Raw genomic sequence first — 25,152 nt, 5'->3', positions numbered from 1 at the left:
CTGCGATGCCCCATATGCCAACCAACCGAGGGAGCATTGAATGACCGAAACCCGTTCCGAGACCGACACGTTTGGCGCAATCGACGTGCCCGCAGACCGCTATTGGGGCGCGCAGACGCAGCGCTCCATCGAGAATTTCCGCATCGGCACCGAGAAGATGCCACTGCCGCTCGTCCACGCGCTCGGCCTCGTCAAGCGCGCTGCCGCCGAGACGAACCTCGCGCTCGGCATTCTCGACGCGGAGCGCGCGGGGAAGATCGTCGAGGCCGCGCAGGAGGTCGTCGACGGCAGGCTCGACGACAATTTCCCGCTCGTCGTCTGGCAGACCGGCTCGGGCACGCAGTCCAACATGAACGCCAATGAGGTGATCGCCAACCGCGCCATCGAGTTGATGGGCGGTCAGATGGGCTCGAAAAAGCCGATCCATCCCAACGACCACGTCAATATGAGCCAGTCGTCCAACGACACCTTCCCGACCGCGATCCACATCGCGATCGTGCGCGAGGCGCATGCGACGCTCCTGCCCGGCCTCGACCACCTGATCTCCGCCCTGCAGGAAAAGGCCGCCGCCTTCGCCGACATCATCAAGATCGGCCGCACCCACACGCAGGACGCCACGCCGCTCACCCTCGGCCAGGAATTTTCCGGCTATGTCGCGGCCCTCGTCGCCGGCCGGCGCCGGATCGTGGAAAGCCTGCACGACGTCCACGCGCTGGCGCAGGGCGGCACCGCCGTCGGCACCGGCCTCAACGCGCCCGCCGGCTTCGACCAGGGCTTTGCCGCCCGCGTCGCCGAATTGACCGGACTGCCCTTCCGCACGGCCGAAAACAAGTTCGAGGCGCTGGCGAGCCACGGCGCGGCCGTCCATTTCCACGGCAGCCTCGCCGCCCTCGCCGCCGATCTCTTCAAGATCGCCAACGACATCCGCTTCCTCGGCTCCGGCCCGCGCTCCGGTCTCGGCGAGCTCCTCCTGCCCGAAAACGAGCCCGGCTCCTCGATCATGCCCGGCAAGGTCAACCCGACCCAGGCCGAGGCGCTGACCATGGTCGCCACGCAGATCATGGGCAACCAGACCATCGTCGGCATGGCTGCCAGCCAGGGCCATTTCGAGCTCAACGTCTTCAAACCCGTCATCGCCAATGCCGTCCTCCAGTCCGTCCGCCTTGCCGGCGACGCCACGCGCTCCTTCGCCGACAACTGCATCGCCGGCATCGAAGCGAACGAGGAACGCATCTCGGAGCTCGTCCAGAAATCGCTGATGCTGGTCACAGCGCTCGCACCGACCATCGGATATGATGCCGCTGCGAAGATCGCCAAGACCGCGCACAAGAACGGCTCGACGTTGCGCGAGGAAGCCATCGCTAGCGGGCATGTCACCGCTGAGGATTATGACCGCATCGTGCGGCCGGAGAACATGATCCACCCGGGGTGAACGGGAAAACCCTTGTTGACCGGTGAACACCCTCCCCCACATCGTTCACCAATCCTGAACGTAGTGTCGCGTGCGGGACGGCTCGCACAATTGCATGGGCGCAAGTAGATAGGGGACATCTACTCCTCCTCCCAAGGGTTTCAAACCGCCATGACCAACGACGCCGTCCTTCTCTTCGCCCGCATCCTTCTGGTTGCGCTCTTCCTCATTTCCGGTTTCGGCATGCTCACCGCGCCGGGCGGCTTTGCCGGCTATATGGGCTCGCTCGGCCTGCCCGCGCCGATGCTCGTCACCTGGCTCATCATCGCGCTCAAGGTGCTCGGCGGCATCGCCATCGTCGTCGGCTTCAAGACGCGCTATGTCGCCTATGCCTTCGCGCTCTTCTGCGTCGCCACCGCCCTTCTCGGCCACATGGACTTCGCCGACCAGAACCAGTTCAACAACTTCTTCAAGAACCTCGCCATGGCCGGCGGCTTCCTCGCCCTCTCGGTCTCGGGTCCCGGCTCGGTCTCCGTCGCCGCCCGCGCGTAAGTTTTCAAACAGCGATCTCCAGTCGCCAAAGGCGGGCTCCGGCCCGCCTTTTCATTTGCGGTGCAAGCCCCCCTCTCCGTCTCGGGCTTCGCCCGAGCCACCTCTCCCCCGATGGGGGCGAGGAAAACCAGGCTAAAAAGCGTCATCGCTGCCGTCGTTTCCTCGCCCCCTCTGGGGGAGAGGTGCCGAGCGCCAGCGAGGCGGAGAGGGGGAGCGCTGCCGTCGGCCAGCATTCCCCGACACTTGCCGCCTTCGTTCCTATCGGTTACGACACGGCGCGCCCGTTCCGGGCGCTTTTCCAATCATCGCAGGCGGATTTCAGACATGGTCGACAAGGCGGAAAAAATGAAGGCGCGGCTTCCGCGAGGCTTCGTCGACCGCCATGCCGACGACATCCGCGCCGTCGACGCCATGACCGCCAAAATCCGCGAGGTCTACGAGCTCTACGGCTTCGATCCGGTCGAGCAGCCGATGATCGAATATACCGACGCGCTCGGCAAATTCCTGCCCGACCAGGACCGCCCGAACGAGGGTGTCTTCTCGTTCCAGGACGATGACGAGCAGTGGCTGTCTCTGCGCTACGACCTCACCGCCCCCCTCGCCCGCTTCGTCGCCGAGAACTTCGAGCGCCTGCCCAAACCCTATCGCTCCTACCGCTCCGGCTGGGTCTTCCGCAACGAAAAGCCCGGCCCGGGACGGTTCCGGCAATTCATGCAGTTCGACGCGGATATCGTCGGCACGCCGGGCGTCGCGGCGGATGCCGAGATGGCGATGATGATGGCCGATACGCTCGAAGCCGTCGGCATCAAGCGCGGGGACTACGTGATCCGGGTGAACAACCGCAAGGTGCTGGACGGAGTTCTGGAGGCAATCGGCCTCGGCGGCGACGAGAATGCCGGACGCAGGCTCGGCGTGCTGCGCGCGATTGATAAGCTGGACAAGTTCGGTCCTGAAGGGGTTCGTGCGCTGCTTGGTAAAGGCCGCATGGATGAGAGCGGTGATTTTACGAAGGGCGCAGGGCTGACTGACGAGCAGCAATCCATCGTCATGACAGCAACGGCCGAAGCTTACGATCTGTCCGATATAAAGAGCGCCGGCGACCGAGATCTCTCCGACATGGAATTCGCTAACGACGGAGCACTCTTTTACGACAACGTTACGAGTGCAAAAATCACGTGGAGCGCTGCACATAACGAAACAACGCGGCAGGGAGCCCAAGAGCTGCTGACAATTGCAGAACTTTGCGAAGCAGCAGGATATGGATCGAACCGCATCAAGATCGACCCCTCCGTCGTCCGCGGCCTCGAATACTACACCGGCCCCGTCTACGAAGCCGAACTCACCTTCGACGTCACCAACGAAGACGGCCAGGTCGTACGCTTCGGCTCCGTCGCCGGCGGCGGACGTTATGACGGCCTCGTCTCGCGCTTTCGCGGCGAACCGGTTCCGGCGACCGGCTTTTCCATCGGCGTCTCGCGACTTGTCACGGCGCTGAAGAATCTCGGCAAGCTTGACACCGCAAACGTTCTCGCGCCGGTCGTCGTCCTCGTCATGGACAAGGACACTGAATCCCTCGGCCGCTACCAGAAGATGGTCGCAGACCTGCGCGCGGCGGGCATCCGCTCCGAAATGTATCTCGGCGGCGCGGGCATGAAGGCGCAGATGAAGTACGCCGACCGGCGCGGCGCACCCTGCGTCGTGATCCAGGGCGGCGACGAGCGCGCGGCGGGCGAAGTCCAGATCAAGGATCTGATCGCCGGCGCCAAGGCCGCCGAAGGCATCACCGACAACACCGAATGGCGCGAAAGTCGCCCGGCGCAGTTTTCCGTGCCGGAGAGCGGGCTGATCGAGGCCGTGCGTCGGGTGCTCGAGGCGCAGAAGGCGGATCGGGACGGCGCGGAATGACGAGGGTTTTCGTTTCGTCGCGCCCCCCTCTGCCCTGCCGGGCATCTCCCTCGCGGGTGGGGAGATTAGGCTCGTCATCGACACCGCGTGATCTCCCCCCATGCGGGGGAGATGTCCGGCAGGACAGAGGGGGGCGCCGTAGAGCGCCGACCTCGCCAAACGCAGCGGCAATCCAATGACCTCCCGCATTCCCCAGATCGCCGACGACATCCGCGCCATCTTCGACGCGCGCGGCGCCGGCATGGTCGACGTCGCCATTCTCCAACCGGCCGACCCCTTCCTCGACATGGCCGGCGAGGACCTTCGCCGGCGCATCTTCCTCACCGAAAACGAGACCGGTGCGGCGCTCTGCCTGCGGCCCGAATTCACCATCCCCGTCTGCATCGACCACATCGCGTCGAAGGCCGGGACGCCGCGCCGCTACGCCTATCTCGGCGAGGTGTTCCGCCAGCGGCGCGAGGGCGGCAACGAGTTCTTCCAGGCCGGCATCGAGGATCTCGGCGAGACCGACATCGCCCGCGCCGATGCGCGCTCCATCGCCGACGCCCATGCGCTTCTGGCCGGCGTGCTCCCAGACCACGACCTCACGATCACCATCGGCGACCAGCGCGTCTTCGAGGCGGTGCTGGCCGCGCTCGGCCTGCCGCGCGGCTGGCAAAAGCGCCTCGCCCGCGCCTTCGGCTCCAAGGAGATGCTGGACGCCGCGCTCGACGACCTCGCCAACCCGTCGCGCAAGCTGACGCTCGACGAGCCCGTCGCCTCGCTCATCGCCGAGGGCGACCGCGACGCGCTCGCCGCCCACGTCGCCGGCCTGATGACCGACACGGGCCTTGCCGAGAGCGCCGGCCGAACCTCCGCCGAGATCGCCAACCGGCTGATCGAAAAGGCGGAACTGCGCTCGGTGCGGCTGTCCGATGAGGCGCTCGGCGCGCTCAAGACCTTCCTCGCCATCCATGCGCCGCTGCGCCAGGCCGGCAATGCGCTGCGCGATTTCGCCGGCGATGCCGGCATTTCGCTCGGCGCCGCGCTCGACATCTTCTCCGCCCGCTCGCGCTCGATTTCCGAACTCGGCCTGCCGGAAGCCGCGATCCACTACGACGCCGGCTTCGGCCGCCCGCTCGATTACTACACCGGGCTGGTCTACGAGATTTCAGCCGGCAGCCGCGACCGGCCCCTCGTCGGCGGTGGCCGCTATGACCGGCTGCTCACCCTGCTCGGCGCGAAGTCGCCGATTCCGGGGGTGGGGTTCTCCGTCTGGCTCGATCGGATCGAAGCCTTGAAGGGAGAGGCCGCATGACCATCACGCTCGTGCTCCCCTCCAAGGGCCGATTGAAGGATGCGGCCATCGAGAAACTGGGCGCTGCGGGCTTCGCCGTCGCGACACCCGACGACGACCGGCGCTACCGCGCGCGGATCGAAGGGCGCGACGACATCGAGGTCGCGTTTCTCTCCGCGTCCGAGATTTCGCGCGAACTCGCGCAGGGGTCCATCGACCTTGGCGTCACCGGCGAAGACCTTGTTTGCGAAGGGATTTCCGACTGGCAAAAGCGCGCCGCCATCGGTGCCCGCCTGGGCTTCGGGCGGGCCGACGTTGTGGTTGCTGTGCCGGATGCCTGGCTCGACGTCGAGACGATGGCGGACCTCGAAGACGTCGCAGCCGAGTTTCGCCAGCGGCACGGACGGCGGCTGCGGATCGCCACCAAATACTGGCGGCTGACGCAGCAGTTCTTTTCGCGCACGCACGGCATCCAGGTCTACCGGATCGTCGAGAGCCTGGGCGCCACGGAAGGCGCGCCGGCGGCGGGCTCGGCGGATATCATCGTCGATATCACGACCACCGGATCGACGCTGAAGGCCAATCATCTCAAGGTGTTGGCCGACGGCGTGATCCTGAAATCGGAAGCGTGCCTGTTCTCTTCGATCAAGGAGCGGCCCGCCGCGGATCAGGCCGTCGTCGACGAGATCGTGGCGGCCGTCGCCGCCCTATAGCGACGGCAGGACGAGGCAGGCGCGCAGGCCTCCCGAGGGGGCAGCGGCCAGTTCCAGCGAGCCGCCGTAGAGCTCGGCGATGTCGCGGACAATGGAGAGACCGAGGCCCGATCCGATCGGTCGTTCGTCGAGCCGGATGCCGCGTCCGAGCGCACGCTCGCGCTCGCCGGCATCGAGACCCGGACCGTCGTCGTCGATGACGATCAGGATATCCCCGCCCTCTTTTTTCGCGACGATTTCGACCCGGTTTCGGGCGTATTTGCAGGAATTGTCGATCAGATTGCCGAGAATTTCCTCCAGATCCTGGCTGTCTCCGGCGAATTTCAGGCCCTTTTCGGCCGAAACCGGAAGCTCCAGATTCTTATCCGCATAGATGCGGCTCATCGCCAGCGTCAGATCGCCGATGACCGGTTCGACCTCGGTCGAGACGCCGACGATGTTGCGGCTCGCCGCCGAGCGGGCGCGCCGCAGGTGATGGGCGACGAGGCGCTCCATCGTGCGCACGCAGTCGGCCGCGACATCCGAATCGGGCCGGCCGGCAATGTCGTTCGCCAGCACCGCGAGCGGCGTCTTCAAGCCGTGGGCGAGATTGCCGACATGGTTGCGGGCGCGCTCCACGACGGCGCGGTTGTGTTCGAGCAGCGAATTGGTTTCGGTGACCATCGGCTGCAATTCGACATGCTCGGCATCGGGCAGCCGCTGGGCGCGGCCTTCGCGGATGTCGGCGATCTGGCGGCGCAGCGCGTCGAGCGGGCGCAGGCCATAGAGGATCTGCAGGAGCACGGCGAAGATCAGGCCGACGCCGAGGACGAAGAGCGAGATGGCGAGCGGCGGGACGATGCCGCCGAGCGCGTCCTCGATCTCGGCCTCGGGACCCGCAACCGTGACCCGCAGGTTTGACCCGCCGCCGGGCGCCGTGAAGTCGCGGTAGAGCGCATGAAGTTCGCGGCCGCGCGGGCCGACGAGCTCGGGGACATGGCCCGACTGACCGATCTCGCCGACCGCCGCGCCGAGATCCGCATCCCACAGCGACGCGCTCTTCAGGAGCACCGCGTCGGCATCGGCGATCTGCCAGTACCAGCCCGAATAGAGCTGCTGGTATTGCGGCTCGGAGACGACGCCGCCGGGCTGCAGCGTGCCGGCCGCATCGAACGAAACCGCGCTCATGATGGAGAGAATCTGCGCGTTCAGCCGCTCGTCGAAATTGCGCTCGACGAAGTCACGCAGGAGCGAGGCGATGATCATGCCGGCGACGAGAAGCGCGCCGGCGATCCAGATCGCCGCGCCGGCCAGAAGCCGCAGACGAAGCGACTTACGCACGTTCGGCTTCGCTTTCGCTGGAGGCGGCCAGGACGTAGCCGCAGCCGCGCACGGTGCGGATCATGTCGGTTCCGATCTTGCGCCGCAGACGGCCGATGATGACTTCCATCGAATTGAAATCGCGATCGGTGTCGCGGTCGTAGACATGTTCGGACAGTTCGGTGCGCGAGATCGCGCGGTCCTGATGATGGATCATGTAGGACAGGATCTGCGCCTCGAAGGCGGTGAGTTTCAGCGGCAGGCCGTCGAGCGTGAAGGACGTCGTCTGGGTGTCGTATTCCAGCGCGCCGCAGGTGATGATCGACTGGGCGTGACCGGCGGCGCGGCGGATCAGGCTGCGGGCGCGCACGATCACCTCCTCCATGCGGAACGGCTTGACGACGTAGCCATCCGCGCCGGCGCGGAAACCGGAGACCTTCTCGGCCCATTCGTCGCGTGCAGTCAGGATCAGGACCGGCGTCGTCACGCCCTGCCCGCGCCAGGACTGAAGGATCGAAATGCCGTCCTTCGACGGAAGGCCGAGGTCGAGCACGGCCACGTCGAAAGGCTCGCTCGCGCCCAGATGCTCAATGTCGATGCCGTCATGGGCGACCGTCGGCACGAAGCCGGCTTCACGAAATGCGGCATCGAGCTGCTGGCTGAGCCGGGTATCGTCTTCGGCGAGGAGCGCTTTCATTCCAGTGATGTTCCTACTGTTGACCAGAGACCGGCTTGCGGGCATCGACGAGCCCACGCCCGTCGACCTCGATGAATGCCGCGGTGAACGCGTCGATCCTGATCCGCAGGACATTGCCTGCCGGCGTGATGAGCCGAAGCTCATAATACAGGTCCGGATCGTTGCCCGCCACGACTTCGGCAGCGACCACCTCACCATGATATCGCTCACCGACGGCTGCGATGATCTCGGACAGCGGCAGCACTTCATCGCGGCCCTGCGCGAGCGCGGGGACGGCGACCAGAAATGCGCAGATCAGTGCGGCCAGCCTCGTTTTCATCGTTCCGAAATTCATGGGACACTCTCTTAGCGGGGCGGCTTGAACCGAAGTTGAACCGTGTCGTTTGGCTGGCGTTCAACATGCCTGGGCCATTATCGTTGCCATCCGACAAGACCGAACCAGGGAGACGAGGTTTGAGCCACATGAACATATTTGCCTCGACCGCTCTCATCGCCGCGCTCGTGAGCGCAGCGCCGGCGGCGGCGCAGACGGCCATCGGAGACCTCGAGGCCAGCAGGTCGATCACGATCGAAGGGCGTGTCACCGACGTTTTCGGCAACAAGTTCGTGCTGGAAGACGATTCGGGCCGCATCCTGGTGGAGACCGGCCCCGCGTGGTGGCGGACGACCGAGGTGTCGGTCGACGAGAACGTGACGGTCATCGGCGAACCGGGCGCCTCGCGGACCTTCGACGCCTTCAGGATCAGGCATGGCGACGGGCGCGAGATCGTCATCCGGGAACCCGACACGCCGCCGCCCTGGGCCGGACAGGCATCGCCCGATGGCAGCGAACGTCGGCTTCAGCGGCGGGCGGATGCCGACGACCAGCGCGAGATCGACACGGCGCTGAGCACCGGAATCGATCTGAAGAAGATCACCGAGGACGCCGGCTACGTGTTCGGCTACGACGTCGACCGCAAGAAGGACCACTACGAAGTCGAAGCCTTCGGCCCGAACGGCGCGGAGGTCGAACTGCATATCGACTTCACCGGCAATATCCGCCGCATCGCCATGGACGACCCGACCTATGACGATGCCGGACTGCGACAGATCGTCGAGAATGCCGGCTATGAATGGCGCGGCGACATCGACCGCAAGAAGAAGCACTACGAGGTGGAGGCCGTGAACGCATATGGCGAGCGGGTCGAGCTTCACGTCGACTATTCGGGCGAAATCTACAAGGAAAAGTGGGACTGACGTGTCGTCGCACTTCGCCCGCCTCTCAACAGCGGGCGCGACCTCCGGTCCGGGGCCGGGCCGGGAGGAGAAAGGCGGGTCGCAACGGCCCGCCTTTTTTATGGTTTAGGCAGTTCAATCAGCGGATTGACGAACGCCACGCCAAGCGGGCGGAAATGTCTCTCGTTCGCAGTCAAGACAATCATGCCATGGACCGATGCGGTCGCCGCAATCGCGACATCCTCAAAGCCGGGCGCTTCACCCGCCGCGCGGGCGACATCGAGCAGCCGGCCGATTTCCACGGCCACGGCAAGGTCGATCGGCAGGATGCGCGACGACCAGTAATGGGAAAGTTCGCGCCACCATTCTGCGAGTCGTGCGGCCTTTTGGGTCGCGCCCGTTCGCCTTGCCTTGGCAATTCCGTCGAGGATTTCCGCGGCCGTCACCACCGACAGGCTGAGGCTCTCTCCATGCGCCTCGATCCAGGCTGCGAGGCGCATGTCCTCGTTCGTATTTCTACGTCCCGGCGCGACGCGGCTGACGATGTTTGTATCGACGAGATAGGCCGTCAAAACGGATCGTCACGTAGCGCTCGCGCCGATCTGCGCTTCGTGACCGCGAGATCGCCATCCTCGAGCGGCGAATTGACCAGGAACCAGCCCAATGAAGGCACGCGCTGGAGGCGCTCATATTCCTCATAGGACAAGATAACGGCTTCTCGCCTGCCATGACGGGTAATGATGGCCGCTTCGCCTGCCGTCACTTCGTCGAGCACATGCGACAAGGTCGCCTTCGCCTGACGCAACTGGATTTCCTTCATGGCAGGAACCGCTCCATTCATATGACTACTGTAGTCATATTGCGACTTTTTTGCCCGGTCGTCAAACTTCTCCGCCCAGACCGGGCGGAAGCCGGCTCGAAGGGCGGCGATGGTCGAGGGTGGGGTGATTGCCAGGGCGGAAGCGTTTGGGCGCGGCGACGGTAGGTAGCCTTCGAAGGTCCAGCGTAGCCAGTTGCCGTCGCGCCGGACGAGTGGGTTGCCGGCGACTTCGATCATGGCGGCGTCGGGGAGATCGTCTGGGGAGACTTGGACGGGCGCGGTGCGGGAGGAGAGGCGGCGCTCGGCGTGGAGGCGGACGTCCATCTGCGGGGCGGTGACGGAGGCGAGCCCGTTGCCGGCGGCGAAGGCGGACTGGAATTGGCGGGCGGGGCCGCGGCGGCAGGAGAAGCAGGGGCGGTGGCCGGCGGCGAGCGCGGTGACCTCGTCGGCGAAGAAGAGCTCGGTCCAGCCGGCGCCGCCGCGTCCGTTACGGCCCCAGACGTCGCGGTGCCTGCCCTTCCAGTCGCAGGTGCAGACGATCCAGGCGCGGGTCGTCCAGCGCCTGCCGGTGAGCTTTCGGGTGTCGGGATCGTGCAGGATGCCGCGATTGCCGGTGAACAGCCCGCGCGCGGCGACGGCGTGGAGGGCGCCGAGCGGGTCGGCACGATTTTGCAGCGTCATTTCGATCCCTTGGCAGAGCTTCGCCGTCCATGTTACCCGCCGAATATCGATGGGCAAATCAGGCAGGCCGATGCGCGTTCTCGTCATCCAGAATTTCGACGGCACCGGGCTTGGACAGTTGCGCCCGGCGCTCGACGCGGCCGATGCGGAAATCGACATCCGCGCATTGCACGATGGCTGCGTGCTGCCGGAGCATGGCGACGACCATGATGCGCTGATCGTGCTCGGCGGCGGGCAGAACGCGCTCGCCGACGACGAGCATCCCTATCTGCCTGGGCTCGTCGATTTCATCCGCGATTTCACCGCCAGCGGGAAGGCCGTGCTCGGCATCTGTCTCGGTGCGCAGCTTCTCGCCCGCGCACATGGGGCGCAGAACCTGATCGGCGCGGCGCGGGAGTTCGGCTGGCGCGAAATTGTGCTGACGCCGGAAGGTCGGGAGGACCCGGTGCTGGGCGCCCTGCCCGCCCGCTTCCCGATCTTCCAGTGGCATGACGACCACTACATGTTGCCGCGCGGCGCGTCGCGGCTTGCCGGCAACCTCGTTTCGCATAACCAGGCGTTCCGGATCGGGGCGCGGGCCTATGGCATCCAGTTCCATTTCGAGGCCGACCGGGCGCTCGTGAGCGAATGGAACGAGCGATTCGCCGGATGGATCGCCGAGCGCGAGCCCGATTGGGGCAGCCGCCACAAACGGCAGGCCGAACGCTTCGGCCCGGACGCCGACGCGGCCGGACTGGCGCTCGCCAAGGCATGGGTTTCCGCCATCCGCGGCTGAAGAGTTGCAGAAATGCAACTTGCCAAAAATAGGCGTGGCAAAGCCTTGGACCGTCTGGCTTTCGCCCGATTGGAGGCCTAGATCAGCGGCCGCATCAGACGGAGATTCCGCCCAAACGCGCCCTTTCGAAACCACCGCGAAACAAATCGCGGGGAACGAAAATTCGCGCCACGGATTCTCCTGATGAAACCGATTTGTAACGGACCCCGTTGTAAGAGTTGCAGGACCCAACCGAGATGAACCCCGTGCGCGCCACCCTGATCACCCTCTCCATGCTTTCCGCAATCGTGTTCTGGGGCGCCGGAATCTACACGGCCGACGCGGCCGGTGATTTCGTGGTCGTCGACGGCTACGGCGTCGTCGCCGAGTAAATTCGGTCCTGAGCGGCCTGCAATTGGCAGGCTAGCCGGTCACTTCCAGAAACCGCTTCTCGCGGCCCTCCATCGCCAGCGCCGTCAACCGGCCGCTGGCGAAAGCATATGTGTCGAGATTGACGCGGTTGGCGCGGATTTCCGGCTCGTGATGCGGCGTGTGGCCGTGGACGACGAGCTTGGGGTGCAGGCCCGGATAATCTGAGAATTCGCGCCTGATCCAGATCAGGTCCTCCGGGTCCTGCGCGTCGAGCGCGACGCCGGGGCGGATTCCGGCATGGCAGAAGAAGAAATCTCCGAAAATCGCTGACAGCTTCAGGCCGTTCAGGAACGCGATATGCGCGGGCGGCATGGCGGCGAGGAGTGCTTCGCGGCTCTGGCGAATGGCGGCGTCGGACGAGAAGTCGATCCGGACGCCGTAGGAGCGCGCGGTCGTCTCGCCTTCGAAATCGGCGAAGCGCCACCAGGTTTCGGGGTCAGCGAGGAACTCGGCAAGGACCTTGTCGTGATTGCCGAGAAGCGCGACGTGGCGCGGGTTTGCCGCGACGCGCCGGGCGATCATTTCGATGACGCCGGCGCTGTCGGGCCCGCGGTCGACATAGTCGCCGAGATAGACGGTGCGCCAGTCGGCCGGCCGGTCGCGGACAATTTCGCCTTCGATGAGGCTGAGCATCTTCGCCAGGAGATCGGCGCGGCCGTGAATGTCGCCGATGGCGTAAAGGCGCATGCCTTCGGGCGCGGCGGCGTCCTCGTATCGGACGCCGAGTTCCATGCTATCCGCCGACGACCATGATGTGGAGCGCGCGCGGGCCGTGGGCGCCGAGCAACATTTTCTGCTCGATATCTCCGGAGCGCGAGGGGCCGGTGATCATGTTCAAGGTGCGCGGCATCCGGCCCTTGCCGAACTTGTCGCGGATGCGGGCGAGCACGGTTTCGAGGTCGCCGGCGACGTCCTTTGCATCGACCACGACCAGATGATGTTCGGGCAGGAAGTTGACGGTGGTCGGATTGTCGCCGCCCGAATGGAGCACCAGCGTTCCCGTCTCGGCGACGGCGCCGAAGGCGTGGCTGAGGCCGGTCTCGTCATTGCCGTCCGACGGTCCGTGCAGGATTTCGAGCGCGGGTTGGGTCGACCAGTCGGCGCCGGCGAGGCGGGCGTCGTCGCCCATGCGGATCGAGGCCGGCAGGTTCTTCGAGCGCAGATAGGCGGCAATCGCGGCCGGGAGGTCGGCGTAGGAGGACAGGCGCTCGGTCGTCGCGTGGACCTTTTCGGCCTGCGTGGTGAAGAGGTCGATGCGGGCGGCGTCGGGCAGTTGGCCGCGTTCGGGGATGAGGCCGCGCGGGGCGCCGGAAAGCCGGTCGCGGACGGCGTCCGCACGGTTTTCACTGCCGGCGCCGAGCGAGGCGCGGACCTTGTTGAGGATCGCGTCGCGGCCGCTCATCGCACCGGCTCCTGCTTTTTCGCTTCGCGCTGCGCCCATTGCTGCAGGAAGGTTCGCCCTTCCGGCGCCGGCAGTTCGCGATATTTCGTCCAGCCGCCGGCGAAGGGCAGCCAGGAGAAGCGGTGCTTCGCGCCACCGAAGGCCGAAAGCGCCGGGATGCCGAGCGAGGCGAAGAAGCGATAGAGCGACGGGCGCTTGGCGAAGAAGGCCCATGTCTTTAGCCCGTAGCGGGCAGCGGCCGGGTTCAGTCCGCGCTCGAACTCGCGCTCGCGCCAGTGGCGCATCATCTTCGGCAGCGGGATCTTCATCGGGCAGACGCTTTCGCAGCGGCCGCAGAAGGTCGACGCGTTGGGCAGGTGCCCGCCCTTGTCGACGCCGATCAGCGAGGGCGTCAGCACCGCGCCCATGGGGCCCGGATAGACCCAGCCGTACGCGTGGCCGCCGACGGCGTGATAGACCGGGCAGTGGTTCATGCAGGCGCCGCAGCGGATGCAGCGCAACATCTCCTGGAATTCGGTGCCGAGCATGGACGAGCGGCCATTGTCGAGCAGGACGACGTGGTATTCGTCCGGCCCGTCCGGGTCGCCCTCGCGCCGGCCGCCGGTGGAGACGGTTGTATAGACGCTCATGTCCTGGCCGGTCGCCGAGCGGGCGAGAAGGCGCAGGATCTGCGCGGCGTCTTCCAGCGTCGGCACGATCTTCTCGATCGAGGCGATGACGACGTGGACGCGCGGCAGGATCTGCGTCAGGTCGCCATTGCCCTCGTTCGTCACGATGATCGACGAGCCGGTTTCGGCGACGAGGAAGTTGGCGCCGGTGATGCCGAGATCGGCCTTGAAATATTCGGCGCGGAGGACGGCGCGCGCCTCGGTCAGGAGCTTCTCGTGCTCGACGAGTTCGCGGTCGGCCGGCAGATGGGTGTGGACGCGGCGGAAATCGGCCTCGATCTGCTCCTTGTTCAGGTGCACGGCGGGCGCGATGATGTGGCTCGGATGCTCGCCGCGGAGCTGGATGATGTATTCGCCGAGATCAGTCTCGACCGGGCGCACGCCGGCGGCCTCCAGCGCATCGTTCAGCGCGATCTCCTCGGAGATCATCGACTTGCCCTTGGTGACGGTCTTGACGCCGCGGGATTTGCAGAGATCGAGAATGATGTTGCGCGCGTCCTCGGCGGTCTGCGCCCAATGGACATGGCCGCCGGCCGCCTTCACCTGTGCCTCGTAATTCTCCAGGTACAGGTCAAGATGGGCGAGCGCATGGTCCTTGATCGCCTTGCCGTTTTCGCGCAGCGCCTCGAATTCCGGCAGCGCATCGACGGCCTTTTTGCGCTTGTCGATGAAGCCGGCACGGACATTGCCGAGCGCCTTTTGAAGCTGGGCGTCGGAGAGGGCCTTGACGGAATTGGCCTTGAAGGTTGGGGAGGTGATTTGCATTAGATGGCTCCCGTCCTGGACGGTAGCGATCCTTCGCGCCCCCCTCTGGCCTGCCGGGCGCCCTGGCCCGAGCCACGTGTCTCGGCCCGTCCTTCGGACCCCCCGCGAGGGGGGAGATCACGCGGTTTCGATGACGAGACTGATCTCCCCACCTGCGGGGGAGATGGCCGGCAGGCCAGAGGGGGGCAACGTAGGGCGTGAGCGCTCATCACAACTTCCCCCCGATCGGCGGCTGGTCGGTCATGCCGGCCAGGACCTCGGCGACGTGGCGGACTTCGATGGACGAGCCGTCGCGCTTGAGTTTGCCGGCCATGTTCATCAGGCAGCCGAGATCGCCCGCCAGAAGCAGGTCGGCGCCGGCGGTTTCGATGTTGGCGGTTTTCTTGGTGACGATGGCGTTGGAGATGTCGGAATATTTGACGCAGAACGTGCCGCCAAAGCCGCAGCACACGTCCGCTTCCTGCATCTCGGCGATCTTCAGCCCCTCGACCGAGGCAAGGAGCTTGCGCGGCTGATCGTGGATGCCGAGTTCGCGCAGGCCGGAGCAGGAATCGTGATAGGTGGCGGTGGCGGCGAGCCTGGCGGTGACGCCCTCGACCTTCATCTCATCCGTGAGGAAGGAGACGAGTTCGTGGACCTTCTTGGAAAACTCCGCCGCGCGGATTTCCCACGCCGGATCGCCGGCGAAGAGCGCGGGATAGTGCTTCTTCAGCATGCCGGTGCACGAGCCCGACGGCGCGACGACGTAGTCGAACTCCTCGAAGGCGGCGATGGTGGCCTTGGCGATCTCGCGCGTGTCTTCGCGGTCGCCCGAATTGTACGCCGGCTGGCCGCAGCAGGTCTGTGCCATCGGCACGTCGACCGCGCATCCGGCATCCTCGATCAGCTTGACCGCGGCGAAGCCGATGCTGGGGCGGAAAAGGTCGACCAGGCAGGTGACGAACAGGCCCACCGTCGGTCGCTTCGTCGATTGATGTTGCAAGAGCGCTTCCCGTCTTTTCGTTGGCCGGCACGATAGACCCGGAGGGCGTTTTTTCAAGTGGCCAGTCGGACGCGGCTCGTTATAACTGCATGAAGGGCCAGCGAGGGGAGGAGCTTCGATGTCAGGACCCGTCATGCCGGCCGCCGACCAGGCGACCTTGTCGCGGCGCGCCGAAATCGTCGCCGACATGCGCATCATCGTGCCGGACGAAGGCGTGGTGGAGGCCGAGCACGCGATGCGCGCCTTCGAGAGCGACGGGCTGACGGCTTATCGCCAGTTGCCGCTGGTCGTGGTGCTGCCGGAGACGACGGCTCAGGTCTCGCGCATCCTGAAATATTGCAACGAGCGCAACATCCGCGTCGTGCCGCGCGGTTCGGGCACCTCGCTTTCAGGTGGCGCGCTGCCGCTCGCCGATGCCGTGCTGCTCGTAATGAGCCGGTTCAACCGCATCCTCGACATCGACTTGGCCAACCGGACCGTGACCGCGCAGCCGGGCGTGACCAATCTCGGCATTACCAAGGCCGTCGAGGAGGAAGGGTTCTACTACGCGCCCGACCCCTCCTCGCAGATCGCATGCTCGATCGGCGGCAATGTCGCGGAGAATTCGGGCGGCGTGCACTGCCTCAAATACGGGCTGACGGCGAATAACGTGCTTGGCCTCGAAATGGTGCTGATCGACGGCGAGGTGATCCGGCTCGGCGGCAAGCATCTCGACGCGGAAGGCTACGATCTGCTCGGCCTGATGACGGGTTCGGAAGGGCTGCTCGGCGTCGTCACCGAAGTGACGGTGCGCATATTGCAGAAGCCGGAGGCCGCGCGTGCGATGCTGGTCGGCTTCCCCTCCTCCGAACAGGCGGGGCAATGCGTCGCCGACATCATCGGCGCGGGCATCATTCCCGGCGGGATGGAGATGATGGACCGGCCGGCGATCCACGCGGCCGAGGCCTTCGTCCACGCCGGCTACCCGCTCGACGTCGAGGCGCTTCTGATCGTCGAACTCGACGGGCCGGTGGCCGAGATCGATCATCTGATCGGCGAGGTGGAGCGGCTGGCGGCGCAAAATGGTGCGACGACGAGCCGGATTTCGACCTCGGACGCCGAGCGTGCGGTCTTCTGGGCTGGGCGCAAGGCGGCATTCCCGGCGGTGGGACGCATCTCGCCCGACTATTATTGCATGGACGGCACGATCCCGCGCAAGGAACTGCCGACCGTCCTGGCGCGGATGCGCGAACTCTCGGTGAAATACGGGCTGGAAGTCGCCAACGTGTTTCATGCCGGGGACGGGAACCTGCATCCGCTGATTCTATATGACGCGAACAAGCCGGGCGAACTCGACCGCGCCGAGGCGTTCGGCTCGGACATCTTGCGGCTGTGCGTCGAGGTCGGCGGGGTGCTGACCGGGGAACATGGCGTGGGCGTCGAGAAGCGCGACCTGATGCCGGAGATGTTCACCGAGATCGACCTGAACCAGCAAATCCGGGTGAAATGCGCGTTCGATCCGGAGCATCTGCTCAATCCGGGGAAAGTGTTTCCGCAACTGCATCGCTGCGCGGAAATGGGCCGGATGCATATCAGCCGCGGACAGGTGGCGTTTCCGGATATTCCGAGGTTTTGATGATTGCAAGTAAGGCACTTTTGCCTTACTTTTTGGTTCGCCGCAGCGGGAAAGAAGCCATGACCACGCTAACCGTAACAGCCAAGGGCCAAGTGACGTTGAAAAAGGAACTGCTCCAACATCTTGGTGTGAAGCCTGGCCAGAAGGTCGAAGTCGACCCCCTGCCCGGGGGGCAGCTTGCGATCAAGGCAGTGCGGCAAAAGGGAAGCTGGAGCGAACTATACGGAATGCTTGCGGGAAAGACCGACAAGGTCGCGACGATCGAGGAGATGAACGAGGCGATCAGGAAGGGATGGGCGGGGCTGAAATGAGAATTACGGCGGACACCAACCTTCTTGTGCGCATCGCAACCAGGGACAACGAAGCTCAAGCCAGACAGGCATTCGCAATTGTCTCTAGCGCTGAGAAGGTGGTGATCCCGCTCCCTTGCGCGCTTGAGCTCGCGTGGGTGCTGGACAGCGTCTACCATTTTTCTCGCGCCGAAATTGCTGACGCTCTCGCGACACTTGGCCGGATGGAGAACGCCTCGATCGATGCAGTCGCCATCGATACGGGATTGAGAGTTCATGAGGCGGGCGGTGACTTCGCCGATGGCGTCATCGCCGCCGCCGGTGCCGCGATGGGTGGTGAAACTTTCGTTTCGTTTGATCGGAAGGCCGTGTCCCAAATTCGCAGAATCGGCATTTCAGCCGAGCTTGCGACGTCGCTCGCATGACCACCTTCACCCCCTCCTCCGCCGCGGAAACGCTCGATGTTGTGCAATGGGCAGTCTCCGAAGAAACGCCGCTTGAGATCGTCGGGCATGGGTCGAAGCGGGGGATCGGGCGGCCGGGGCAGACGGAGCATGCTATCGACCTTTCCGGGCTGACGGGCGTGACTCTTTACGAGCCGGAGGAACTGGTGCTTTCGGCACGGGCGGGGACGCCGATTGCCGAGGTCGAAGCGTTGTTGAAGGCGCATCGGCAGGAGTTTGCGTTCGAGCCGATGGATTATGGGCCGCTGCTCGGGACCGAGCCGGGGCGCGGCACGGTGGGTGGGGCGCTGGCGGCTAACCTTTCGGGGCCGCGAAGGCTGAAATCAGGCGCGGCGCGGGATCATATTCTGGGCGTGCATGCGATTTCGGGGCGCGGCGAGGCGTTCAAGTCCGGCGGGCGGGTGGTGAAGAACGTGACCGGCTACGACCTTTCCAAGGGGTTGGCGGGCTCTTGGGGCACGCTGGCCGTGGTCACCGACCTGACCTTCAAGGTGCTGCCGGCGGCCGAAACAGAGAAGACGTTCGTCATTCGCGGGCTCGACGACGGGCCGGCGGCGTTCGCGATGGCGGCCGCGATGGGCTCGAGCGCGGAGGTCTCGTCGGCCGCGCATATGCCGCCGAGCGTGACGGGACGAGTTCTCGACGGCGCGTTGAAGGGTCAGGCGTCGACGCTGCTGCGGCTCGAAGGGTTCGGGCCGTCGGTCGAATACCGGCTCGCGACGCTGACCGGGCTGCTTGCCGCGCAGGGCACTGTCGAGATTCTGGAAGAAGGGCAGTCGCGGCTGGTGTGGCGCGAGATTCGCGATTGCCTGCCCTATGCCGACGGCACCAGCCGGCCGGTCTGGCGGATTTCGATGGCGCCGAGCCAGGGGTGGAAGATGGTCGCGGAATTGCGGCTCCATGCCGGGGCGGACGTCTTCTACGACTGGCAGGGCGGGCTGATCTGGGCGCGGATGGAAGCCGAGCCGGACGCCGAGGGCTTGCGCGCGCTGATCGCGCATTTCGGCGGCGGACATGCGACGCTGGTGCGCGCAAGCGGGCCGGTGCGCGCGGCGAGCCAAGTGTTTCAGCCGCAGGCGGGAGCGCTGGGTGCGCTGGCACGGCGGCTGAAGGATCAGTTCGACCCCAAGGGAATTCTCAATCCGGGCAGGATGGGCTGATGCAGACGAATTTCTCCCTCGCGCAGCTCGCCGATCCGCATGTGGCGGAGTCCGAGAAGATTCTCCGGAGCTGCGTCCATTGCGGGTTCTGCACCGCGACCTGCCCGACCTATGTGACGCTCGGCAACGAGCTCGACAGTCCGCGCGGGCGCATTTACCTGATCAAGGACATGCTGGAGAACGACCGGCCGGCGGACGAGACCGTCGTTACGCATATCGACCGGTGCCTGTCGTGCCTCTCCTGCATGACGACCTGCCCCTCCGGCGTGCATTACATGCACCTCGTCGACCATGCGCGGGCGCATATCGAGAAGACCTATCGACGGCCGCTGATGGACCGGCTGGTGCGCAGACTGCTCGCTGCCACCCTGCCCTATCCGGACCGGATGCGCGCGAGCCTGAAGCTGGCCGGGTTCGGGCGTGCTTTTGCCGGGCTGTTTCGGGCCGTGCCGGGGCTGAAGCCGCTGGCGGCGATGCTGGAACTGGCGCCGAAGAGTGTGCCGGCGGCGTCGGATGTTTCTCGTCCGGCGGTGCATGAAGCGTCGGCGGGCAAGCGCGGGCGGGTGGCGATCCTGACGGGATGCGCGCAGTCGGTGCTCGATCCAGGCATCAACGAGGCGACGGTGCGGCTGTTGACGCGGCTCGGCGTGGAGGTGGTGGTGCCGGCCGGCGAAGGATGCTGCGGAGCGCTGACGCATCACATGGGGCGCGAAGAACAGGCGCTCGATTTCGCGCGGGCGAATGTCGATGCGTGGATGCGCGAGGTCGACAAGGGCGGGCTCGATGCGATCGTCATCACGGCTTCGGGTTGCGGGACGACGATCAAGGATTACGGCTTCATGCTGCGGCTCGACCCGGCCTATGCGGAGAAGGCAGCGCGCGTGTCGGGGCTGGCGAAGGACGTGACGGAATATGTGGCCGGGTTGGACCTGCCGGAGCCGGCAGTGCGGCCGGGACTGAGTGTTGCCTATCATTCGGCCTGTTCGATGCAGCATGGACAGAAGATCACGAGCCTGCCGAAGATGCTTTTGCAGGGCGCGGGGTTCATGCTGCGCGAGCCGCGCGAGGGGCATCTGTGCTGCGGGTCGGCGGGGACTTACAACATCCTGCAGCCGGAGATTTCGGCCAAGCTGCGGGACCGCAAGGTGGCGAATATCGAGGCGACGGGTGCCGATCTCGTCGCGACGGGGAATATCGGCTGCATGACGCAGATCGCGTCGGGGTCGAGCCTGCCGATCGTGCATACGGTCGCATTGCTCGACTGGGCCTATGGCGGGCCGAAACCGGCGGGGGTGCCCGAGGCGCGGGTTATGGAAGCGGCGGAGTAAAAAGCGAAAGGGCAGCGCGACGGATCGCACTGCCCTTCAAGCGACGGTTCTGATTGTTCTTGCCGTCGCCGCGGTCACCGTCCCCCGATGCCCGCTTTCCCCTCTCCGGGAATTTTGTCGCCTGGCGCAGTTTCCACCGCGCCGGGAATTGTTCAGCTCACCACAACCCTTGTACCGACTTTGACGCGTTCGTAAAGGTCGGTGACGTCTTCGTTGCGCATGCGGATGCAGCCGGACGAGACGGCCTGGCCGATGGTCCAGGGCGCGTTGGTGCCGTGGATGCGGTAGAGCGTGGAACCGAGATAGAGGGCGCGGGCGCCGAGCGGATTCTCCGGGCCGCCGGGCATGTGCGCGGGCAAAATCTTGCCCTTGGCGCGCTCGCGCGCGATCATCTGGGCGGGCGGCGTCCAGCCCGGCCACTCGGCCTTGCGGGTGATGGTTTCCGAACCGCGCCAGGAAAAGCCTTCCTTGCCGACGCCGACGCCATAGCGGCGCGCAGTGCCGCCTTCCTGCACGAGGTAAAGGAACTTGGCATTCGTATCGATGACGATCGTGCCCGGCTTCTCGCGGCCGGTATACGCGACTTCCTGCGGCAGGAAAATCGGGTCCATCTGCGGGGCGGCATCGCGCGGCGCGGCAGGCGCCATCGCTGCCGTGTGCACCGGATCGGGCGCGATCACGACCGAGCGCTGGCGGACGATCGGGGCTGGCGCGACGGCCATGCGGGCGCCGGGCGCAACCTGCCGGCGAACGGTTCGCTCGCGGATCGGGGCGCCGTGCGGCGCGCGCTGCAACTGCATGACCCAGGGCGCCGAAAGGTCGGGGCTGACGACCAGCGGCGGGCGCTCGGCATAACGGTCCTGCGCCATGGCCGAGGCCGGCAGGAGCACGGCCAAAGCCGCGCAAAGGAGAATGGATTTCATGGACGGTCTCACCTGAATTGACAGTCGTTTCAACGCGCATTGTCAGGAGGCGCTGCCACGAAAGCGTGAATCCGCTTTCATAAAATGCCGTTCTTCGCGTAAAGCTTCAGGTGTGGTTACCGGCCGGTTCATGGCAGTGGTGAATGCGGCGTTAACGAGGAAAAACAAAAAGATGGCGGGCGACATTCCGGGATTGATCGAGGGCGGGGACGGCCAACTGCGCTGTGCCTGGCATGGCAATCTGCCGGATTACCAGACCTATCACGACACGGAATGGGGGCGGCCGGTTACGGCCGACATCCGGCTCTTCGAAAAGCTGTGCCTCGAGGGATTTCAGTCGGGATTGTCATGGCTGACGATCCTCAGGAAGCGCGAGAATTTTCGAGAGGCCTTCGACGGTTTCGATTTCCGCGTGCTGGCGACGCGGCCCGAAAGCGAGATCGAGCGGCATCTGCAAAATGCCGGCATCATCCGCCATCGCGGCAAGATCGCCTCGGTCTACAACAATGCCAGGCGGGCCGTGGAACTCGTCGAGGAGCATGGATCGCTGGCCGCGTTCTTCTGGTCGTTCGAGCCGCAGGCGCATGAGCGGCCGGACGTATTCGACTTCGATGCGCTCCGGGCCAACCCGAAGACGGAGGTGTCGACGCGCATCTCGAAACTCCTGAAGAAGAAGGGCTGGAGCTTTGTCGGGCCGACGACGGTCTATGCGTTCATGCAGGCGATGGGGCTCGTCAACGACCATATCGAGGGTTGCTTTTGCCGCGCCGAGGTCGAGCACGAGCGGCAGAAGCTGAAGCGGCCCATTACGGCGAATTAATCCGGCGGACAATTCCCGGTAAGGTTGCGGCAGGCACAGTCTCTTCAGGGACAACGCATACGAGGACTTGCCATGAAGAAGACCATCGCCGTCGTACTGATCACCAGTTTCGCCGCCTCTACCGTCGCCTTCGCGCAGGACGCCGCGCAAGACGACCAGTCGCCGCGCCAGATGATGCGCGAACTGCGCAAGGAAATCCGCGCCGACGGCGTCGACCAGGAGCGCTTCGTCTCCTTCGTCACGGAGCGCGCCGAGGCCCGCTTCGACCGGCTCGACGCCGATGGCGACGGGCAGATTTCGCGCGAGGAATTCCTCGCCAGCATCGACAACCGCGTCGAGCGCCAGTTCGCACGCATGGACCGCAACGATGACGGGATGCTGACCAGCGAGGACCGTCCGTTCCGTGGCGGAATGCGCGGCGAACGCGGTAAGCGCGCAGACAGGGCCGAGCGCACGGCGCCGACCGAGCAGACGGACGAAGCGCCCGCCGAGTGAGTTCGGCGGCCGGCCCGCACTTGACCGCGGGCCGGCCCCTGCCCCATCTGGTTCGCCATGCGAGCGAATTACAAGATGCAACGGCTCTTCGTGGAGGGCGCCCTTTCCGGTGACGGAACGGTCGCCCTTTCCGCGCAGCAGAGCCACTACCTCACCAACGTCATGCGGATGCGCGAGGGCGGCGAATTGCTGGTCTTCAACGGGCGCGACGGCGAGTGGCGCGCCGGGGTCGCGGCAGTTTCGAAGAAGAGCGTGACGCTGTCGCTCGCCGAGCAGACCCGCCCGCAGCCCCCGACCCCCGATCTCGTCTACTGCTTCGCGCCGATCAAGGCCGGGCGGCTGGACTACATGGTCCAGAAGGCGGTGGAGATGGGCGCGGGCGTGCTGCAGCCGGTCATCACGCAGCACACGCAGATGACGAAGATCGGCACGGATCGGCTGCAGGCGAATGCGGTGGAGGCGGCGGAGCAATGCGGCGTGCTGGCGGTGCCCACTGTTCGCGAGCCGGTGAAGCTGGAGAGGTTGCTGGCGGAGTGGGATGCGGAGCGGGTGCTGATCTTCTGCGACGAGACGGCGGCGGGGGACAATCCGGTTGCGGCGTTGATGGGCTTGAAGGGGCGCAGGCTGGCACTGATCGTCGGGCCAGAGGGCGGGTTTTCGGAGGATGAGCGGCGGCAGTTGCATGCGCGCGATTTCGTCACCGCGATTCCGCTGGGGCCGCGGATATTGCGGGCGGATACGGCGGCGGTCGCGGCGCTTGCGGTGATCCAGGCGACGGTGGGGGACTGGTGAGGCGCACCATCAACCCGTGTTGACGCAGCGGTCAGGATTTTTCGCTTGATCGGCGGTGGCATTTGCGGCCAACACACCCACATCTTTCGCAAGGCTCGGGACCCGGGGACATTTCATGGCACGCGACACGACCGATTTCCGGCCGATCGAAGAGAAATCGGAGCTCGTCGCTCACCTCGCCGAGGGCTGCAAGCCCAAGGAAAAGTGGCGAATCGGGACCGAGCACGAGAAGTTTCCGTTCTATGTCGACGGCCATGCGCCTGTGCCCTATGGCGGTGACAAGGGCATTCGGGCGCTGCTCGAGGGGATGCAGAAGACGCTCGGATGGGACCCGATCGTCGATGCTGGGCACACGATCGGGCTCGTCGAGCCGACCGGACAGGGCGCGATCTCGCTGGAGCCCGGCGGGCAGTTCGAATTGTCGGGCGCGCCGGTCGAGACGATCCACCAGACCTGCCGCGAGGGCAATGCGCATCTGGCGCAGCTTCGCCAGATCGCCGAGCCGCTCGGCATCCGCTTTCTCGGCCTTGGCGGCAGCCCGAAATGGACGCTGGCCGAGACGCCGCGTATGCCGAAATCACGCTACGACATCATGACCGCCTACATGCCGAAGGTCGGCAGCCACGGGCTCGACATGATGTACCGGACCTGCACGATCCAGGTGAATCTGGACTTTTCCTCCGAAGAGGACATGCGGCGCAAGATGCAGGTCTCGCTGAAGCTGCAGCCGCTTTCGACCGCGCTCTTCGCCAATTCGCCCTTCACCGAAGGCAAGCCCAACGGACTTCAAAGCTGGCGCGGCGAGATCTGGCGCGACACGGACAACCAGCGCGCGGGCATGCTGGACATGTGCTTTTCGCGCGATTTCGGCTTTGCGGACTATGTCGAGTGGGCGCTCGACGTGCCGATGTATTTCCTCATCCGCGAGGGGCGGTATTTCGATGTCACGCACGTCACCTTCCGCCAGTTCATGGACGGCGCGCTGAAGAACGAGATTCCCGACGGCCTGCCGACCATGGGCGACTGGGCGAACCATCTTTCGACGCTGTTTCCCGATGTGCGGCTGAAGCGTTTTCTCGAAATGCGCGGGGCCGATGGCGGGCCGTGGCGGCGCATCTGTGCGCTGCCGGCCTTTTGGGTCGGGCTGCTCTATGACGAGGCGGCGCTGGATGCGGCCGAGGAACTGACGGCGGACTGGACGTATCAGGAGTGCCTGGAGCAGCGCGACGCGGTGCCGGCGCAGGGCCTCGCGACGCCATTCCGCAACCACACGCTGCGCGAAATCGGCCGCGAGGTTCTGTCGATTTCTCGGACGGGTTTGACCAACCGCGCGCGCAAGAATCGCGAAGGCTATGACGAGACGGGATTCCTCGCGCCGCTCGACGAGGTGATCGCGCGCGGGACGACGAGCGCGGAGGAGATGGTGCGGGCGTATCACACGCGCTGGGGCGGGTCGATCGAGCCGGCGTTTCTGGAGTATGCGTATTAGGTTTGCCGGGGAGCGTTCGGGCTCTTCGCTATCCGTTGCTGTTTTTTTTGAAGGGGACCCCCACCCTTTATCCCTCCCCCTTGTGGAGATCGTTGCAAAATTGGCTGATTGTTATTCAGTCGTCTTTGTTTGGAGGCGGTTTGATGAGCGGTCAGCTTGGTTTTGGCGATGGGTGGATATCGGCCAGGGTCGGCCACAATGCGA

27 protein-coding genes are annotated in these 25,152 nt (G+C 65.4%); 17 read left to right on the top strand and 10 right to left on the bottom strand.

Features of this window, described 5'->3' with window-relative positions; all coding sequences use genetic code 11:
• Positions 1-40 precede the first annotated feature (40 nt).
• From fumC to hisG, 5 genes are all read left to right on the top strand, one after another.
• Positions 41-1,432, top strand: coding sequence for a class II fumarate hydratase (gene fumC, locus ACT6QU_RS13625; protein WP_444564888.1), 1,392 nt, complete (start codon positions 41-43; stop codon positions 1,430-1,432).
• Positions 1,433-1,582: 150 nt separating this feature from the next.
• Complete coding sequence (locus ACT6QU_RS13620; RefSeq protein ID WP_444564887.1) at positions 1,583-1,963, top strand: DoxX family protein; 381 nt, start codon at positions 1,583-1,585, stop codon at positions 1,961-1,963.
• 324 nt (positions 1,964-2,287) lie between these two features.
• A complete protein-coding gene (hisS, locus tag ACT6QU_RS13615) occupies positions 2,288-3,868 on the top strand; it encodes a histidine--tRNA ligase (RefSeq protein WP_444564886.1) in 1,581 nt (526 codons plus the stop codon).
• 175 nt (positions 3,869-4,043) lie between these two features.
• Complete coding sequence (locus ACT6QU_RS13610; protein WP_444564885.1) at positions 4,044-5,165, top strand: ATP phosphoribosyltransferase regulatory subunit; 1,122 nt, start codon at positions 4,044-4,046, stop codon at positions 5,163-5,165.
• Complete coding sequence (hisG, locus tag ACT6QU_RS13605) at positions 5,162-5,857, top strand: ATP phosphoribosyltransferase (RefSeq protein WP_444564884.1); 696 nt, start codon at positions 5,162-5,164, stop codon at positions 5,855-5,857. Before ACT6QU_RS13610 ends, hisG begins: the two co-directional genes overlap by 4 nt.
• On the opposite strand, the gene ACT6QU_RS13600 is transcribed toward hisG, so the two are convergent.
• From ACT6QU_RS13600 to ACT6QU_RS13590, 3 genes are read right to left on the bottom strand one after another with little or no spacing between them, the layout of a single operon-like run.
• A complete protein-coding gene (locus ACT6QU_RS13600; protein ID WP_444564883.1) occupies positions 5,852-7,177 on the bottom strand; it encodes an ATP-binding protein in 1,326 nt (441 codons plus the stop codon). The genes hisG and ACT6QU_RS13600 overlap by 6 nt on opposite strands.
• A complete protein-coding gene (locus tag ACT6QU_RS13595) occupies positions 7,170-7,853 on the bottom strand; it encodes a response regulator (RefSeq protein WP_444564882.1) in 684 nt (227 codons plus the stop codon). Before ACT6QU_RS13595 ends, ACT6QU_RS13600 begins: the two co-directional genes overlap by 8 nt.
• Positions 7,854-7,866: 13 nt before the next feature.
• On the bottom strand, positions 7,867-8,187 hold the full coding sequence (locus tag ACT6QU_RS13590; RefSeq protein WP_444564881.1) for a PepSY domain-containing protein: 321 nt from the start codon (positions 8,185-8,187) through the stop codon (positions 7,867-7,869).
• A gap of 128 nt (positions 8,188-8,315) precedes the next feature.
• On the opposite strand from ACT6QU_RS13590, the gene ACT6QU_RS13585 reads away from it, so the two are divergent.
• Complete coding sequence (locus ACT6QU_RS13585; RefSeq protein WP_444564880.1) at positions 8,316-9,089, top strand: hypothetical protein; 774 nt, start codon at positions 8,316-8,318, stop codon at positions 9,087-9,089.
• 98 nt (positions 9,090-9,187) lie between these two features.
• Here ACT6QU_RS13585 and ACT6QU_RS13580 read toward each other — a convergent pair whose 3' ends face one another.
• Positions 9,188-9,640 carry a PIN domain-containing protein gene (locus ACT6QU_RS13580; protein ID WP_444564879.1) on the bottom strand — a complete coding sequence of 151 codons (453 nt, stop codon included), beginning with the start codon at positions 9,638-9,640 and terminating at the stop codon, positions 9,188-9,190.
• Positions 9,637-10,569 carry a type II toxin-antitoxin system Phd/YefM family antitoxin gene (locus tag ACT6QU_RS13575; protein ID WP_444836679.1) on the bottom strand — a complete coding sequence of 311 codons (933 nt, stop codon included), beginning with the start codon at positions 10,567-10,569 and terminating at the stop codon, positions 9,637-9,639. The genes ACT6QU_RS13580 and ACT6QU_RS13575 overlap by 4 nt, the downstream gene beginning before the upstream one ends.
• A 70-nt stretch (positions 10,570-10,639) precedes the next feature.
• Between ACT6QU_RS13575 and ACT6QU_RS13570 the strand changes: the two genes are divergently transcribed.
• Positions 10,640-11,344, top strand: coding sequence for a type 1 glutamine amidotransferase (locus tag ACT6QU_RS13570; RefSeq protein ID WP_444564877.1), 705 nt, complete (start codon positions 10,640-10,642; stop codon positions 11,342-11,344).
• 236 nt (positions 11,345-11,580) lie between these two features.
• Positions 11,581-11,715: a hypothetical protein gene (locus tag ACT6QU_RS13565; protein ID WP_444564876.1), complete on the top strand. Its 135-nt coding sequence runs from the start codon at positions 11,581-11,583 to the stop codon at positions 11,713-11,715.
• 31 nt (positions 11,716-11,746) lie between these two features.
• On the opposite strand, the gene ACT6QU_RS13560 is transcribed toward ACT6QU_RS13565, so the two are convergent.
• The 4 genes from ACT6QU_RS13560 to ACT6QU_RS13545 form a co-directional block, all read right to left on the bottom strand.
• A complete protein-coding gene (locus ACT6QU_RS13560) occupies positions 11,747-12,487 on the bottom strand; it encodes a metallophosphoesterase family protein (protein WP_444564875.1) in 741 nt (246 codons plus the stop codon).
• Between the two features lies 1 nt (position 12,488).
• Entirely contained in the window at positions 12,489-13,157 is a 669-nt protein-coding gene (locus ACT6QU_RS13555) for a LutC/YkgG family protein (RefSeq protein ID WP_444564874.1), read from the bottom strand.
• Entirely contained in the window at positions 13,154-14,590 is a 1,437-nt protein-coding gene (locus ACT6QU_RS13550; RefSeq protein ID WP_444564873.1) for a LutB/LldF family L-lactate oxidation iron-sulfur protein, read from the bottom strand. Before ACT6QU_RS13550 ends, ACT6QU_RS13555 begins: the two co-directional genes overlap by 4 nt.
• Positions 14,591-14,798: 208 nt before the next feature.
• Positions 14,799-15,572 carry a (Fe-S)-binding protein gene (locus tag ACT6QU_RS13545; protein ID WP_444564872.1) on the bottom strand — a complete coding sequence of 258 codons (774 nt, stop codon included), beginning with the start codon at positions 15,570-15,572 and terminating at the stop codon, positions 14,799-14,801.
• 118 nt (positions 15,573-15,690) lie between these two features.
• Here ACT6QU_RS13545 and ACT6QU_RS13540 point away from each other — a divergent pair, with 118 nt between their 5' ends.
• From ACT6QU_RS13540 to glcF, 5 genes are read left to right on the top strand one after another with little or no spacing between them, the layout of a single operon-like run.
• Positions 15,691-17,187 carry an FAD-linked oxidase C-terminal domain-containing protein gene (locus ACT6QU_RS13540; protein WP_444564871.1) on the top strand — a complete coding sequence of 499 codons (1,497 nt, stop codon included), beginning with the start codon at positions 15,691-15,693 and terminating at the stop codon, positions 17,185-17,187.
• 59 nt (positions 17,188-17,246) lie between these two features.
• Complete coding sequence (locus ACT6QU_RS13535) at positions 17,247-17,498, top strand: AbrB/MazE/SpoVT family DNA-binding domain-containing protein (protein WP_444564948.1); 252 nt, start codon at positions 17,247-17,249, stop codon at positions 17,496-17,498.
• Complete coding sequence (locus tag ACT6QU_RS13530) at positions 17,495-17,902, top strand: type II toxin-antitoxin system VapC family toxin (RefSeq protein ID WP_444564870.1); 408 nt, start codon at positions 17,495-17,497, stop codon at positions 17,900-17,902. The genes ACT6QU_RS13535 and ACT6QU_RS13530 overlap by 4 nt, the downstream gene beginning before the upstream one ends.
• Positions 17,899-19,101 (top strand): FAD-binding protein, encoded by a 1,203-nt coding sequence (locus tag ACT6QU_RS13525; RefSeq protein ID WP_444564869.1) that lies wholly within the window; start codon positions 17,899-17,901, stop codon positions 19,099-19,101. Before ACT6QU_RS13530 ends, ACT6QU_RS13525 begins: the two co-directional genes overlap by 4 nt.
• Entirely contained in the window at positions 19,101-20,429 is a 1,329-nt protein-coding gene (gene glcF / locus ACT6QU_RS13520) for a glycolate oxidase subunit GlcF (RefSeq protein WP_444564868.1), read from the top strand. Before ACT6QU_RS13525 ends, glcF begins: the two co-directional genes overlap by 1 nt.
• A 152-nt stretch (positions 20,430-20,581) precedes the next feature.
• Here the strand turns inward: glcF and ACT6QU_RS13515 are convergent, their stop codons facing one another.
• Positions 20,582-21,352, bottom strand: a complete 771-nt coding sequence (locus ACT6QU_RS13515; protein WP_444564867.1) for a L,D-transpeptidase — start codon at positions 21,350-21,352, stop codon at positions 20,582-20,584.
• A 172-nt stretch (positions 21,353-21,524) separates the two neighbouring features.
• Here ACT6QU_RS13515 and ACT6QU_RS13510 point away from each other — a divergent pair, with 172 nt between their 5' ends.
• The 4 genes from ACT6QU_RS13510 to ACT6QU_RS13495 all read left to right on the top strand — a co-directional run bounded on the left by ACT6QU_RS13510 (position 21,525) and on the right by ACT6QU_RS13495 (position 24,948).
• The gene (locus tag ACT6QU_RS13510) at positions 21,525-22,172 is read left to right on the top strand and encodes a DNA-3-methyladenine glycosylase I (RefSeq protein WP_444564866.1); all 648 of its coding nucleotides are present in this window, start codon (positions 21,525-21,527) and stop codon (positions 22,170-22,172) included.
• A 72-nt stretch (positions 22,173-22,244) separates the two neighbouring features.
• Entirely contained in the window at positions 22,245-22,667 is a 423-nt protein-coding gene (locus tag ACT6QU_RS13505) for a hypothetical protein (protein ID WP_444564865.1), read from the top strand.
• 57 nt (positions 22,668-22,724) lie between these two features.
• On the top strand, positions 22,725-23,459 hold the full coding sequence (locus ACT6QU_RS13500) for a 16S rRNA (uracil(1498)-N(3))-methyltransferase (RefSeq protein WP_444564864.1): 735 nt from the start codon (positions 22,725-22,727) through the stop codon (positions 23,457-23,459).
• Positions 23,460-23,574: 115 nt separating this feature from the next.
• Entirely contained in the window at positions 23,575-24,948 is a 1,374-nt protein-coding gene (locus ACT6QU_RS13495; protein ID WP_444564863.1) for a glutamate--cysteine ligase, read from the top strand.
• Positions 24,949-25,152: the final 204 nt, after the last annotated feature.

The organism is Aliihoeflea sp. (assembly GCF_052435475.1).
GTDB lineage: Bacteria > Pseudomonadota > Alphaproteobacteria > Rhizobiales > Rhizobiaceae > Aliihoeflea.
The sequence above is the reverse complement of the archived record's forward strand: the minus strand, read 5'-3'. Positions and strand labels throughout refer to the sequence as shown.